General features: G+C 66.6%; 9 protein-coding genes. 1 reads left to right on the top strand and 8 read right to left on the bottom strand.

Annotation, left to right across the window (positions count from 1 at the left end; all coding sequences use genetic code 11):
- Positions 1–99 precede the first annotated feature (99 nt).
- From BN3560_RS12230 to BN3560_RS12265, 8 genes are all read right to left on the bottom strand, one after another.
- Positions 100–876 carry an ABC transporter ATP-binding protein gene (locus tag BN3560_RS12230; RefSeq protein ID WP_096228271.1) on the bottom strand — a complete coding sequence of 259 codons (777 nt, stop codon included), beginning with the start codon at positions 874–876 and terminating at the stop codon, positions 100–102.
- A 526-nt stretch (positions 877–1,402) separates the two neighbouring features.
- A complete protein-coding gene (locus tag BN3560_RS12235) occupies positions 1,403–4,405 on the bottom strand; it encodes an insulinase family protein (protein ID WP_096228272.1) in 3,003 nt (1,000 codons plus the stop codon).
- Between the two features lie 92 nt (positions 4,406–4,497).
- Positions 4,498–5,568: an ABC transporter ATP-binding protein gene (locus BN3560_RS12240; RefSeq protein ID WP_096228273.1), complete on the bottom strand. Its 1,071-nt coding sequence runs from the start codon at positions 5,566–5,568 to the stop codon at positions 4,498–4,500.
- Positions 5,565–6,692, bottom strand: a complete 1,128-nt coding sequence (locus tag BN3560_RS12245; RefSeq protein ID WP_096228274.1) for an ABC transporter ATP-binding protein — start codon at positions 6,690–6,692, stop codon at positions 5,565–5,567. The genes BN3560_RS12240 and BN3560_RS12245 overlap by 4 nt, the downstream gene beginning before the upstream one ends.
- A gap of 4 nt (positions 6,693–6,696) precedes the next feature.
- Positions 6,697–7,626, bottom strand: coding sequence for a nickel transporter permease (gene nikC / locus BN3560_RS12250; RefSeq protein ID WP_167380506.1), 930 nt, complete (start codon positions 7,624–7,626; stop codon positions 6,697–6,699).
- A 5-nt stretch (positions 7,627–7,631) separates the two neighbouring features.
- Complete coding sequence (locus tag BN3560_RS12255; RefSeq protein ID WP_096228276.1) at positions 7,632–8,651, bottom strand: ABC transporter permease; 1,020 nt, start codon at positions 8,649–8,651, stop codon at positions 7,632–7,634.
- 232 nt (positions 8,652–8,883) lie between these two features.
- Positions 8,884–10,515, bottom strand: a complete 1,632-nt coding sequence (locus tag BN3560_RS12260; protein ID WP_096228277.1) for an ABC transporter substrate-binding protein — start codon at positions 10,513–10,515, stop codon at positions 8,884–8,886.
- Positions 10,516–11,154: 639 nt separating this feature from the next.
- Positions 11,155–12,264: an IS1249 family transposase gene (locus BN3560_RS12265; RefSeq protein WP_096228278.1), complete on the bottom strand. Its 1,110-nt coding sequence runs from the start codon at positions 12,262–12,264 to the stop codon at positions 11,155–11,157.
- A gap of 235 nt (positions 12,265–12,499) precedes the next feature.
- Here BN3560_RS12265 and BN3560_RS12270 point away from each other — a divergent pair, with 235 nt between their 5' ends.
- Positions 12,500–13,885 carry a TrpB-like pyridoxal phosphate-dependent enzyme gene (locus tag BN3560_RS12270; protein WP_096228279.1) on the top strand — a complete coding sequence of 462 codons (1,386 nt, stop codon included), beginning with the start codon at positions 12,500–12,502 and terminating at the stop codon, positions 13,883–13,885.
- Positions 13,886–14,248: the final 363 nt, after the last annotated feature.

Below are 14,248 nucleotides of genomic sequence, written 5' to 3' on the forward strand. Positions count from 1 at the left end.
CCCCTCCTCGCCTTCGCACACGGCCCTAAGGCCGCTTAGCTTCAGGCTCCTCGGTGCTTCGCGGCTCTGACGACTCGCCACGGAAACCCTGTCTCTTCTTTAGCAGGTGGTGGGGATCTCGGTCAGGTGCAGCTCGGGCGGCTCGGTGAACGAGCAGCCGGGGATGCCCTTTGCCACGAAGCCCAGCTTCGGCATGAGTTCGGCGGGCGTTCCCGTCTCGGCCACCTGGCCGTTTTTCAGCAGCACGATCTCGTCGGCCAGCTGGATGATGCGCTCCTGGTGCGAGATGATCACGATGGAGCGCCCGTCGCGCGCCTCGTGGATGTCGCGGAACGTCTCGGTCAGGCGGTCGAAGCTCCAGAGGTCGATGCCGGCCTCGGGCTCGTCGTAGATGGCCAGCTTCGGGTCGCGCGCGAGGATGGTGGCGATCTCGATGCGCTTCACCTCGCCGCCGGAGAGGTTCTTGTCCACCTCGCGGGTGAGGTAGTTCGCCGAGCACAGGCCCACGCGCGCCAGGTACTCGTTGCACGAGAGCATGGGCAGCTTCTTGCCGGCGGCGATGTCCAGGAGCTTCTTCACCTTCATGCCCTTGAAGCGGGCGGGCTGCTGGAAGCCGTAGCCGATGCCCTTCTTCGCGCGCTCGGAGATGGACAGGTGCGTGATGTCCTCGCCGTCGAACAGGATCTGGCCGCCCGTGGGCTGCTCCACGCCCATGATGAGCTTGGCGAGCGTGGACTTGCCGCCGCCGTTCGGGCCGGTGATGACCGTGAAGCGGTCGTCGGGGATAGTGAGCGTGAGGTCGTCGATGATGCGCTTCGTCTCCTTCGCGCCCTCCGACAGCGGTACTTCAAACGTGAGGTTCTTCAGTTCCAACATGGCAGATGCTCTCCGTCTCTTCCTCCACTAATTGATACTACATTACTACCATTTATGGTGCATGACGTCAAGGCGCGGTGCCCGAAACCCCCTCGGACGGCGCGCCGCGCCCCCTTGGGCGGAAGCGCGAAGAACCCGTTCATGCGCCGATTCGTTCCAATCGTTAATTCTAGCTTTTAAAGCCTGGAACGGAAGTATGAATGTCTTATTTATTCGCTCGAAAGGCGCAAGGTCGCATCAAGCACGTACAAATGTTTCACGTGAAACATCGCGTGTGCCCGCACACTGGAAATTCGAACATCGGAATAGCTGCAGGTTCACCGAACGACCGCGTGGAAAAAGCGGGCGCGCGAAACCGGGCGATCGAAAAAACGATGCACGAAAAAACGAGCGATTGAAAAAAATGCGCTCCAGCGCGTTAGGGCGCTGGAGCGCATCTCGGGTGCGGTTTCGTCGCAGCGACGCCGCGGCCGTGCTGCGGAAGAGCGCTTGCAGCGCCCGCCTCAGCCGCGTTGCAAGCGCATCGTTACTCGTTCAGCAGGTCGACCACCTCGAAGGGGGTGCGGGAGGCCTCGATGATGTCCTTGCTGCCGAACGTGCACACGGCGTCGTGCGCCACCGCGTCGGCCAGGGGGGCGCCCAGCGCGCGTACGGCCTGCGGGTCGGCCGCCACCATCTCCTCGCGGGTCTGGAGGCGCGCCTCGGGCGTCCGGCCGCCGAAGTAGTCGCCGTCTTGGCGGCGCGCCAGGGCGCGGGCCTTGAGCGGCGCGTCGAAGCCCGCCACGGTGCTCACCACGTAGCCCTCCATGGCCTCGGGCTTCGGGTCGAACGCCTCGAGCCAGGCTGCCGAGGCGGCGAAGCGCGCCAGCGTCTCGTCCAGATGCGGGTCGCGATAGGAGTAGAAGCGCAGGTTGCCCGTGCGCGCCGCCCCGAAGCCGGCCCCGTAGGCGCCGCCCTTCACGCGCACCTCGTTCCACAGGAAGTCGTAGGACAGCGCGCGCGCCGCCACCTGCCAAGCGCCCGTGTAAGGCGCGCCGTCGGCGCGGCGGTCGAAGCCCTGCGCCGCGTAGCACACGTCGGTGGGCACGATGAACGCCTCGTTGCGCACGGCGGGCGCGGGCACGGCCAGCGGACGCTCGGAGGATCCCGTGCGCCCGGTGACGGCCCCGGCCCTCCAGAACCGCTCGAAGTCATCGTCGGCGCCGGTGAAGCTCACCGTGCAGCCGTCGTCCACGAACAGGCGTCCCGCCAGCTCGGCCAGACGGCCGGCCAGATCGTCCGCACGCTCGTCGTAGTGCGCGAGCAGGTCCTTCAGGAAGCGGTAGAAGTCCACGCCCCCCACCTGCTCGCGCACGATGCCGGCGGGAAGGTAGTACGATGCCACGCGCGCCATGGCGGCCGCATGGCCGGCTGCGGCGAAGCCCTGCTCCATGCCGATGCGCCGCTGCTGCAGCACGTCCTTGATCTTCCCGGCGTCGGCGAAGTCGGTCTCCAGCGTGATCTCCAGCGGCAGCTCGCAGGCGGCCTCCACGTTCTCGGAGAGCGCGCTCGCGCCCACCACCAGCTTCGGCGCCAAGGCGCCTGCGCCGTCCTCTTCCTCGTAGATCTCGGTGAAGAACGACAGGTTCCCCAGCCGCCCGTTCACCAGCGTGTCGATCTCGGCGGCCGTGTGGCGCGCCGTGCCCAGCTTGCCCAGCACGAGCGCGAGCACGGCGACGTAGGGCAGGTCCTCGAAGCGCGCGCGCCCCAGGTCGAAGTAGCGGTAGGCGTACGCGATGCCGCGCGTGGGGATGTCGTGGCGCAGGCAGGGCACGGGCGTGCCTTCCGCCAGGCCGTAGGAGGGCTCGAGCGGCGCCGGCCCGATGTCGGCCACGGACAGGCGCGGCAGCGTGGCGAGCGCCGCGGGCGCGTCGGGCTCGGTCTGCAGGCGCCGCAGCTCGGCCTCTTCGTCGGCCACGCGCGCGAAGTCCTCGGGGCCCATGGCGGCCTCGGCGGCGCGCAGTCGCTCGGCCTCGTAAGCGTCCTCGTCGCCTTCGAGCGGCCGCACCTCGGCCAACGCCCAGTGGCCGCTCTCCAGGAACACGTCGATCATCAGGCGCTCGAAGTAGCCCGTGCCCAGCTCGCGGCGCAGCAGGGCGAAGTCGTCCTCGTAGCGCAGGTAGGTCGTGGCCATCTCGTCGTCGTAGAGCCAGCCGGACAGCGCCGTCATGGACAGCGCCACGCCGTCGGCCATGCCGAAGTCGCGCTCGCGCATGACGAACTCGGCCCGCGAGAGCGACGCCTCCACGAGCGTGCGGTCGATGCCCTGCTCGGCCACGGCGCGCAGGGCATCCTCGAAGGCGGCGCGGAAGCGTTCGGCGGCCCCGGGCTTCGACCCGCGCAGCTGCACGACGGCGAACGGCTGCAGCATCCCGTCGGCCACGAATGCCTGCACGTCATCGGCCAGGCCGGCGTCCAGCAGCGCGCGCTTCACGGGCGCCTCGTTGCTGCCCATGAGCGCGTCCAGCAGGATGTCCACCGCCACGAGGCGCGTGCGCTCGGCAGCGTCGCCTATGACGTAGCCCAGGCCCGCGCAGGCGTTCTCGGGGGCCGTGTCCATGTCGCGCACCACGTGCTCGGCCACCACGGGCGCCTGGGCCTCCAGGGCGTGCGGCTCGAGCGGCGCCCTGCCGGCTGCCGTGCGCTCGGCAGCGCGGGCGGCCTCCTCGTCGGCCACGGGGGAGAGGTACTCCCGGTCCAAGAACGCCAGCATGCGATCCAGATCCACGTCGCCGTACAGCGTGAGGTAGCTGTTGTCCAGCCGGTAGTGGCGCGCGTGCTCGTCCAGGAACTGCTCATAGGTCAGGTCGGGGATGGCGCGCGGCGTACCGCCCGACTCGAAGCGGTAGGCCGTGTCGGGGAACAGCGCCGCCTGCAGCTCGTCGTAGAGCACGGAGTTGGCGTCGGAGAGCGCGCCCTTCATCTCGTTGTACACCACGCCGTTGAGCACGAGCTCCGCCTGGCCGTCCTCGGCCTCGGTCGCCGCCACGAGGTCGCCCGCGATGGAGTCGCCCTCGTCGGCCTCCGCGTCGGCGGCCAGTTCGTAGTGCCAGCCCTCCTGCTCGAAGATGGCGCGCTTATGGTAGATGGCCGGGTGCAGCACCGCGTCCAGGTACACGTCCGCGAGGTTCAGCAGGTCCTGGTCGTTCGTGCTTGCCACGGGATACAGGGTCTTGTCGGGGAACGTCATGGCGTTCAGGAACGTCTGCATGGAGCTCTTCAGCAGGTCCACGAACGGCTCCTTGACGGGGAACTTGTCCGAGCCGCACAGCACGGAGTGCTCCAGTATGTGGAACACGCCCGTGTCGTCGGCGGGCGGCGTCTTGAACGCGATGGAGAACGCCTTGTTGGCGTCGTCGTTCGCCAGGTAGAGCAGTCGCGCGCCGCTCTTCCGGTGGGAGAGAACGTATGCCGTCCCGTCGATCTCGGGCAGCTCCTCGCGCGTGAGCACGGTGAACCCGTGCAGCTGGTCGTTAGGTGAGAGTTCCATGGGTGGCTCGCTTTCCTCGTGGCAGCGTTGCGTTTCCGCTCATTGTCGCACAAAAAAAGGAGGCCCGGCAGGGCCTCCATACTATCGGTTGACTAGTCGATGACCGCCGTTCCCGGGCCGCCCTCGTCGTAGCGGTGGCAGGCGCACTGGTGGTTCGGCTTCACCTCGACCAGCGGGGGCATGACCTCGTCGCAGCCCTCGACCTTCGCGAAGCAGCGGCCGGCGAAGCGGCAGCCGGGCGGCGGGTCGATGGGGCTGGGCACGTCGCCTTCCAGAATGATGCGGTCGCGCTTCGTGGCCGGGTCGACCGACGGGATGGCCGACAGGAGCGCCTGCGTGTACGGCGACAGCGGGTCGGCGTACAGCGACTTCTTCGGGGCGATCTCCATCATCTTGCCCAGGTACATGACGCCCACGCGGTCGGACACGTGCTTCACCACGTTCAGGCCGTGGGCGATGAACAGGTACGTGAGGCCGAACTGCTCCTTGAGCTCGTCCAGCAGGTTCAGCACCTGAGCCTGGATGGACACGTCGAGCGCCGACACCGGCTCGTCGCACACGATGAGCTTCGGGTTCACGGCGAGTGCCCGCGCGATGCCCACGCGTTGGCGCTGGCCGCCCGAGAACTCGTGGGGGTAGCGGTTGCGCATGTAGTTCGCCAGGCCCACGCACTCCAGCAGCTCGTTCACGCGATCCTCTACCTGGTCCTTCGGCAGGATGTTGTTGGTGAGGATGGGCTCGGCGATGATGTCGCCGATGCGCATGCGCGGGTTCAGCGACGCATAGGGGTCCTGGAAGATCAGCTGGATGTCCTTGCAGTAGGCCTTGCGCTCCGCGGGCTTCATGGCCGTGAGGTCGTGCCCGTCGAAGATGATCTTGCCGGACGTGGGCTTCAGCAGGTTCACCAGCATCTTGCCCACGGTGGTCTTGCCGCAGCCCGACTCGCCCACCAGGCCGAACGCCTCGCCGCGGCGGATCTGGAAGCTCACGTCGTCCACGGCCTGCACGTGCGAAGTGGCCTTGCCGAAGAAGTTCGTCTCGGCGGCGAAGCGCTTCGTGAGGTGCTGGACGTCCAGCAGGATGTCCTGCTGGGGCGCGGACGTGCCGTCCGCGCCCGCCTGCGGCTGGGCGGCAGCGGCCTTGTTCCCGTTGCTCTCGCTCATCGGCCCGCCTCCTCGCTCTTCTCAAGTTCCTCTAGCTCTGCCTCGCGGATCTCCTCGCCGGCCAGCAGCGCCTCGGCCGTCTCCACGTTGCGCGCCGCCTCGGCGTCGGCATGCGCCTCGGCCTCGCCCTCGGCGATGGCGGCCGCGCTCTTGGCCTGGCCCTCGGCGTTCTCGTACAGGAAGCACCGCACCTTGTGGCCGCCCACGTCCACCAGGTCGGGGATCTTCTCGCGGCAGATGTCCATGCAGGAGTCGCACCGGTCGGAGAAGTGGCAGCCCGGGGGCATCTCCAGCGGGTTCGGCACCATGCCCTTGATCATGTACAGGCGCTTCGAGTCGTCGTCCTCCAGGCGGGGGATTGACTTCAGCAGGCCCAGCGTGTAGGGATGCATCGGGTGGTCGAACAGCGTGCGCACCTCGGCCTCCTCCACCACCTGGCCGCAGTACATGACCACCACGCGGTCGGCCGTCTCGGACACCACGCCCAGGTCGTGCGTGATCAGCAGCACGGCCATGCCGGTATCGTCGCGCAGGCGGCGCAGCAGGTCCAGGATCTGCGCCTGGATGGTCACGTCGAGGGCCGTGGTGGGCTCGTCGGCGATGAGCAGCTTCGGGTTGCACGACAGCGCCATGGCTATCATGACGCGCTGGCGCATGCCGCCCGACATCTGGTGCGGGTAGTCGTCGATGCGCTTCTCGGGGCTCGGGATGCCCACCTTGCGCAGCATGTCGATGGCGCGCTCGCGCGCCTCCTTCTTCGACACGTTCTCGTGCGTGCGGATGGCCTCCACGATCTGCTTGCCCACGCGGTACACCGGGTTGAGCGACGTCATGGGCTCTTGGAAGATCATGGCCATGTCGTTGCCGCGCAGCTCGCGGTACTCGCGTTCGGACAGCGTCACCAGGTCCTTGCCCTCGAACTCCATCGAGCCGCCGGCCACGTGCCCCGGCTCGGCCAGAAGGCCCATGACCGAGAGGCTGGTCACGGACTTGCCGGAGCCCGACTCGCCCACGATGGCCAGGATCTCGCCGGCGTCCACGTCGAAGCTCACGTCCTCGACGGCCTTGACGATGCCCTTCTTGACGGGAAACTCCGTGGAGAGGTTCTTCACCGATAACAGCATGCGATCACCTCTTCCTTGCTTTGGGGTCCAGGCCGTCGCGGATGCCGTCGCCCAGCAGGTTGAACGCCAGCACGGTCAGCGTGATGGCCATGCCGGGGAAGATCATGAGCCACGGCGCGCGGAACAGCTCGTTGCGGCCGCGTCCCAGCATGTCGCCCCACTCGGCCGCCGGAGGCTGCACGCCCAGGCCCAGGAAGCCGAGCGCCGCCGCATCCAGGATGGCGGTGGAGATGCCGAGCGTCGCGCGCACGATGATGGACGGCAGCACGTTCGGCAGCACGTGGCGGAAGATGATGGCGGCGTTGGAGTCGCCCACGACGCGCGCCGCGGCCACGTAGTCGTTCTCCTTGATGGAGAGTATCTCCGAGCGCACGATGCGCGCGTACTCGGGAATGGACACCAGGCCGATGGCCACGACCGCCTTCTCGATGCCGGGCCCGAGGGCCGCCATGATGGCGATGGCCAGCAGGATGGAGGGGATGGCCAGCATCATGTCCATGATGCGCATGATGATCGTATCCGCCTTGCCGCCCTTGTAGCCGGCGATGGAGCCCAGGAGCACGCCCACCGTCAGCGAGATGGCCACGGCGGCCAGGCCCACGGTCAGCGTGATCTGCGTTCCGACGAGCACGCGGCAGAAGATGTCGCGGCCCTGGATGTCGGTGCCGAACCAATGCTGCGCCGAGGGCCCGAGCAAGGACTCGCTCAGGTTCTGCGCGTACGGGTCGTAGGGCAGCACGCTCGGCACGAACTTCGTGACCAGCGCGATGATGATGAGCAGCAGGATGAAGATACCGCTCACGAGCGACGCCTTGTTCGACACGATGCCGGCGAACACGTCCTTCCAGATGCTCTCGCGCTTCTCCTTGGCCGGCCCGCCGTTCAAGACGATCTCGGCGGCGGGCTCGGTTGCGAGCTTCTGCTTCTTTCCCATCGATATCACCCCTCTTCCTTCGCGCCGTACTTGATGCGGGGATCAAGGTAGGCGTACACGATATCGACGACAAGGTTCATGATAACGAAGATGACCGCCACCAAGAGCACGATGCCCTGGACGACGGGGAAGTCGCTCTTCAGCACGCAGTCGACGGCGAACTTGCCGATGCCCGGCCAGGCGAACACCGTCTCGGTGAGCAGCGCGCCGCCTAGGAGGCTGCCGAACTGCAGGCCGATGACCGTGGAGATGGGCAGCATGGCGTTGCGCAGCGCGTGCTTGATGTTCACGGTGCCCTTCTTCAGGCCCTTGGCGCGCGCGGTGCGGATGTAGTCCGCGTTCAGCGTCTCGAGCATGCTCGAGCGCGTCATGCGCGTGATGATGGCCATGGAGTACAGCGACAGCGCCACCGTGGGCAGGATGAGGTGCACGAGCACGTCGCCCAGCGCCTTCCAGTCGCCCCGCATGATGGTGTCGAGTATGAAGAAGCCCGTCCCCCCGGTGGGTTGGAGCAGGGGCGTCACGCGCCCGCTCGAAGGCAGCACGTGCAGGATGCCGGCGAACAGCAGGATGAGCAGGATGCCCGACCAGAAGATGGGCATGGAGACGCCCACGAGGGCCACCACCATGCTCACGTTGTCGGCAAGCTTGTTCTTCTTCACCGCCGCCAGCACGCCGAGGGCCACGCCCAAAAGCGATGCCACGATGATGGCGCAGATGGCGAGCTCGGCCGTGGCGGGGAAGCGCGCGGCGATCTCGGCCGTGACCGGCTGGTGCGTGTAGTAGGACGTTCCGAGGTCGCCCTGCACGGCGCCCACGATGAAGTTGATGTACTGCATCCAGATGGGATCGTCCAACCCGTTGTCCGCGCGCCACGCCGCCATCGCCTCGGGTGTTGCGTGCTCGCCCAGAACCACCGGAGCCGGGTCCGGGGCCAACACGCGCGTGATGAGGAAGATGATGATCGTAACACCCAGCAAAACGGGAATCACCATGAGGATTCTCTTGAGGATGTACTTGAGCATAAAGCCCCTTTCTTACCTGTCCTGCTCCGTTATCCGAACGAATACAGGAACGAAGCCGAAGACCCGTGGCCCCCGGCTTCGGGCACGCCAAACCGTCCTTGGCGTGCAGATCATCAGATCGTTTACGACCGGATGACAGTGTAGCGCAAGTGCGGCCCGCACGCGACGAGAATACGACGTGCGGGCCGCACAGGGAAAACCCGGCGCCCTCGCGGGCGCCGGGGAACAGCCTTTACGCTTCCTTCGAGACGCCCTTGAAGAACACGACTCCCGTCGGATGGTAGTAGAAGTCCTTGACCTTGGGGCTGTAGCCCAGCAGGTTCTTGGAGTGGGAGATGAGCACCCACGGCTGCTTCTCGGCAACCATTTCCTCGCACTGCAGGTAGATGGCGTCGCGCGCGTCGCCATCGGGGGTCTTCAGGCCCTCGGCGATGAGCGCCTTGTACTCGTCGTCCTGCCAGTGGGCCACGTTCATGGACCAGTTCGTGTCGGCGAGCAGGTTCATGAAATTGTCCGGGTCGCCGTTATCGCCCGTCCAGCCGTAGAAGCAGATGTCGTACGGGTCCGTCTGCACCTTCGTCTTGTAGGTGGTCCAGTCGTACTGCGTGATGCTCAGCTCCACGCCCACGGCGGACAGGTAGCCCTGGATCATGTTGGCCAGGTCGCTGCCGCCCTTCTGGTTGTAGGGGCGGGCGGTGGTGTAGGTGATGCACTGCAGCGACGTGATGCCCTTGTCGGCCAGCGTCTTCTTGGCGGCCTCGGGATCGTAGGCCGTCTGCTTGACGTCCTTGGTGTAGGGGGCCATCCAGGTGGGCATGACCGAGTTCGCCACGGTGGCGTAGTCGCCGTAGATGGACTTCACCATCTCCTCGACGTTGATGGCCTGGGCCACGGCCTTGCGGACCTCCTGGTCCGTGCACTTGCCGGTCTCGGTGTTGAACGCCATGTAGTTGATGGTCATGCCGTCCTCGGAGAACAGCTCGAAGCCGTTGTCGACGATCTGGTCGGCCGATGCGGGGTCGACGCTGGAGATGATGTCGCACTCGCCGTTGATGAGCGAGGTCAGGCGCGTGTTGCCCTCGGCGATGATCTTGAACACGAGGTTCTTCGTCTTGGGAGCCTCGCCCCAGTAGTCCTCGTTGGCAACGAGGGTGACCGAAGCGCCCTTCGTCCAGTCGACGAACTTGTAGGGGCCGGTGCCCACGGGGTTGGTGATGGCCTGGCCGTCGGTGGCCGCCTCGATGGCGCTCGGCGCCACGATGGGGGAGGCCAGGGCCATGGCGAGGTTCTTCACGAACGGGGCGGAAGCCGCGCGCATCGTGATCTTCACGGTGTAGTCGTCAACGGCCTCGACGCTCGCGACGCCGTTGCCCGCCTCTTCCTCGCCGAACACGAACGACGCGTAGGGCATGTCGGAGTTGCGGTTGGGCTCGAGCTGACGCTCGATGGAGGCCTTCACGGCCTCGGCGTTGAAGTCGGTGCCGTCATGGAACTTGATGCCCTCGTTGAGCTTGATGGTGTACACCAGGCCGTCGTCGGAGATCTCGGGCAGGTCCTTGGCCAGGCAGGGCGACACCTTCGCGTCGGTCTTGCCGTACTGGTACAGGCCCTCGTACATGTTGCAGGACACCACGGCGGACTCGCCGTCGTCGAAGTACGCCGGGTCGACCGCGCGCGGGTCGGCCGTCAGGCTGTACGTGATGGTGTCGGCCGTGCCGCCGCCGGCGGGGGCGTCCGCGCCCTCGTCCTTCTTGGCGTCGTCGCCACCGCCGCAGCCTGCCATGCTGACGAGGCCGAAGCCTGCCGCCGACACGCCGAGCAGCTCCATGAACTGACGCCTGCTGAACGCACTCTTGCTTTCCATAGGGGTATGTCTCCTTCCCTCAAACCCCGCGCGTCGCGGGGCCCTCCTTCGAGCTTTCAGCTCGCGCGCGGTACGTCGCATCCTGCGGCGACCGTCGCGTATCCGTATACTTTATTACAATAAAGCGTAAGGAAGCGCAACAAAACCGCCCGAAACGCGATATTAATCTGCCGAGCGCACCAATTGGCCCCCGAAAGGCAGCGGAAGGGGCGGCGGGCGGAGGGCCCCGCTGCCGGGCCGGCCGCTTACGCGAGGGCGCGCCTGCGGAGCCTGCTCTGCCAGCCCGCTCGCGGTAGGGCCGCAAGAGGGCCTGCGCGCCGAGCGGCTTGCCGCGATCGGGATTGCCCCCTTCCCAAGGCCGCCCGGTTGGTGCTATGCTTCGTCCGACCCGGAAAGCCCGACCGAAGAAAGGCCGCAATGCCCTCAACCGCCCACACCGCAGCTTTCGCCGACAGCGTGCTTAACACGTTGCCCGTCGGCGCGTGGTGGTGGAAGAGAAGGCATTGATCCCGGGTCTCGCATAGGCTTCTGTTCCGCGCATGCATACACAGAAGAGCCCTCGGAGATCCGGGGGCTCTTTTTGTTTGCGCGGACGGAGGATGAGGGTTATAGGACAAAAAGTGTGTCCGGCCCGATTGTTCACTGACGGTACTCGACCGCCGTGTGGAACTCTCCCCAGGCTACTCCCGCACCGTATTCGTCAGGCGTCCCGCCATCCCGCCTCTTGGGCTTGGAGGCCATCGCGAACAGCCCTTCGACGTCATCGTCGGTGGGCATGGCCTTCAGCATCCTGGCGGCAGGGAGGGGCGACCCGGCGTGCGCGTAACACCACCAGAAGATCGCCTTGACGCGCCGCATCCTGGACAGCCCGCGGTGGTTTCGGATCATCTCGCGCAGCTGCGCGTTCACGCCTCCCTCTATCATGTTGGAGGTGGAGTCCCACTCGCCGCCCCGCTCTTCGGCCATCTCCACGAACGCGAACAGCGTCCCCGACCGCACGAGGCCGTTGAGCGCGCGGCGGGCCTTCCTCAGCTCCCGGTGCACGTAGCGCCTCTTGCCGTCTTCGAGCGCGAACTCGCGCAGGAACCCCTCCCACTTGGAGCACCACTCCGCGTACTCGGCCAGCCACGCTGCCGCCGATCCGGCGTCCTTGGCCTTCAGCAGCTTCTTGGCGAGGCCGTAGAGCTCCTTGCCCGCCTCCAGCTTGGGGCGCGAGGTGGTGCACCTTTTTACCTGGCAGAATGCGTGGAACGTGCACCTCTGGACGCAGGTGCCCGGCCACATGGCGCGCGCCGCCTTGGCAAACCCGGCGCCCCCGTCGGAGACGGCCAGGCGCGGCGGGGCCATCTTGGCCATGAGCGCCGCCCAGGCGCCGGAGTTCTCGCTCTCGGCCAGGTGCCAGGCGAGCACGTGCTCTTTGGTGCAGGCTATGAGCACGACGAGCCCCGAGATCCAGATGCCGTCCAAGAACACGACGTCGCACACCTCCCCGGTGTAGGAGGGCAGGGGCCACATCTGCCAGAATCTGGCGGCTTTCCTGCGAAACGTCCTGGACGAGCATCCGAAGTCCTCTTGGCCGCGCTTGGAGAAGAGCCATCGGAGGAAGGCGTCGAGCTCCTTCGCCGAATTGTCGATACGGTGCGTCGTGGATGCCCCGCATGCCTTGCACCTCCACCTTTGCGCGCCCGCTTTCGTCTTGCCGTTGCGCTTCATCGCACCGCCGCACGCGCCGCACTTCGGGTTATCCATTCGTCCGCTCCTGCCCAAGATGAACTTTTCTCTCCGAAAAGCTATCTTGAACAGGCGTGTCAAGCGCAAACCGGACACACTTTTTGTCCGGGTGAAAAGTTGGGGCGAAACAACTTTTCAGTGTGATTTCTTCAGATTGAACTGGGAAAAAGATGGTTTGTCGGACACACTTTTTGTCCTATAACCCGAGGATGAACCGCGGCGGGGACGCCGCAGCAACGTGAAAGGAACCATCATGACCGAGAACGCGCCGCACCGCCTGTACCTGCGAGAAGACCAGATCCCCGCGCAGTGGTACAACCTGCGGGCCGACATGCCGGAGAAGCCCGAGCCCATCCGGCTGCCGAACGGCGCCGTGGCGCGCCCCGAGGACCTCGCGTCCGTGTTCTGCGACGAGCTGGTGGCGCAGGAGCTCGACGACGACACGGCCTACTTCGACATCCCCGAGCCCGTGCGGGAGATGTACCGCATCTACCGGCCCTCGCCGCTATGCCGCGCGTACAACCTGGAGCGCGCACTGGGCACGCCCGCGAAGATCTACTACAAGTTCGAGGGCAACAACACGTCCGGCTCCCACAAGCTGAACTCCGCCATCGCGCAGGCCTACTACGCCAAGGCCCAGGAGCTCACGGGCATCACCACCGAGACGGGCGCGGGCCAGTGGGGCACGGCGCTCGCCGAGGCCGCCGACCACTTCGGACTCAACCTGGACGTGTTCATGGTGAAGTGCTCCTACGAGCAGAAGCCGTTCCGCCGCAACATCATGGAGACGTTCAAGGCCAACGTCACGCCCTCGCCGTCGGACACCACGGCCATCGGCCGCAAGATGCTCTCCGAGCATCCCGATTCCACGGGATCGCTCGGCACGGCCATCTCCGAGGCGGTGGAGCGCGCGCTGAACATCCCCGAGAACAAGGGGCGCTACACGCTGGGCAGCGTGCTCAACCAGGTGGTGCTGCACCAGTCGGTCATCGGGTTGGAGAGCTACGCCGCTTTTCAAGAGCTGGGCGAGTACCCGGACGTGGTGATAGGGTGCGCGGGCGGCGGGTCGAACCTGGGCGGCCTCATCGCGCCGTTCATGCGCGACACGCTGCGCGGCGAGCGTCCCGACACGCGCTTCGTGGCCGTGGAGCCTGCGAGCTGCCCCTCGCTCACGCGCGGGCGCTACGCCTACGACTTCGCCGACACGGGCCAGACGTGCCCGCTTGCCAAGATGTACACGCTTGGCAACGGCTTCCAGCCCAGCGCCGATCACGCCGGCGGCCTGCGCTACCACGGCATGAGCCCCATCGTGTCGAAGTTGAAGCACGATGGCTACCTGGAGGCCGTGGCCGTGAGGCAGACCGACGTGTTCGCCGCCGCCGTGGAGTTCGCGCGCTTGGAGACTATCCTGCCCGCGCCCGAGAGCGCGCACGCCATCTTCCAGGCCATGGAGGAGGCGCGCCGCTGCGCCGAGACGGGGGAGGCCAAGACCATCCTGTTCGGCCTCACCGGCACCGGCTACTTCGACATGAAGGCCTACGACGCCTTCAACAAGGGCGAGATGGTCGACCACGAGCCCACCGACGAGGAGCTGGAAGCCGGCTTCGCCACCATCCCGCACATCGAGGGCCTGCAGTAGGAGGCGGCCCTCGGCCGAGGCCGGAGGAGGGGCGTCCCCCCCCCGGCCACCCGGCCGCGGCCGCGCTCCCCGCTTGGCAACGGGCGCGATGCCTGTCGGGGGCGCCACACCATGCGAGCGGGTCGCCTGGGCTGGGAGCTGCGTCGCGTTACGCGGGAGCCCTGCGCTCGAGCTTCGCACGGGGGACGCCGCACTGCACGGGGATCGCACCAAGCGGGAGCTCCGTAAAGCGCAGGGGCGCCGCCCCGGGTAGGGAGCCGCGCCGCGCAGGTGATGGCTGTCTCCGCATAGGCCGGTGTTTTTGTCACGCGAAACCGTCCTTCCTGTCAAAAAAGAGCCGGTTTGGCAATCGAGAAGCGCGTT

This window comes from Gordonibacter urolithinfaciens (assembly GCF_900199375.1).
Classification (GTDB): domain Bacteria; phylum Actinomycetota; class Coriobacteriia; order Coriobacteriales; family Eggerthellaceae; genus Gordonibacter; species Gordonibacter urolithinfaciens.

Excerpts from the sequence above, each read along its gene's own strand:
- BN3560_RS12230 (WP_096228271.1), bottom strand. The coding sequence starts at position 876 with ATGTTGGAACTGAAGAACCTCACGTTTGAAGTACCGCTGTCGGAGGGC.
- BN3560_RS12235 (WP_096228272.1), bottom strand. The coding sequence starts at position 4,405 with ATGGAACTCTCACCTAACGACCAGCTGCACGGGTTCACCGTGCTCACG.
- BN3560_RS12240 (WP_096228273.1), bottom strand. The coding sequence starts at position 5,568 with ATGAGCGAGAGCAACGGGAACAAGGCCGCTGCCGCCCAGCCGCAGGCG.
- BN3560_RS12245 (WP_096228274.1), bottom strand. The coding sequence starts at position 6,692 with ATGCTGTTATCGGTGAAGAACCTCTCCACGGAGTTTCCCGTCAAGAAG.
- nikC (WP_167380506.1), bottom strand. The coding sequence starts at position 7,626 with ATGGGAAAGAAGCAGAAGCTCGCAACCGAGCCCGCCGCCGAGATCGTC.
- BN3560_RS12255 (WP_096228276.1), bottom strand. The coding sequence starts at position 8,651 with ATGCTCAAGTACATCCTCAAGAGAATCCTCATGGTGATTCCCGTTTTG.
- BN3560_RS12260 (WP_096228277.1), bottom strand. The coding sequence starts at position 10,515 with ATGGAAAGCAAGAGTGCGTTCAGCAGGCGTCAGTTCATGGAGCTGCTC.
- BN3560_RS12265 (WP_096228278.1), bottom strand. The coding sequence starts at position 12,264 with ATGGATAACCCGAAGTGCGGCGCGTGCGGCGGTGCGATGAAGCGCAAC.
- BN3560_RS12270 (WP_096228279.1), top strand. The coding sequence starts at position 12,500 with ATGACCGAGAACGCGCCGCACCGCCTGTACCTGCGAGAAGACCAGATC.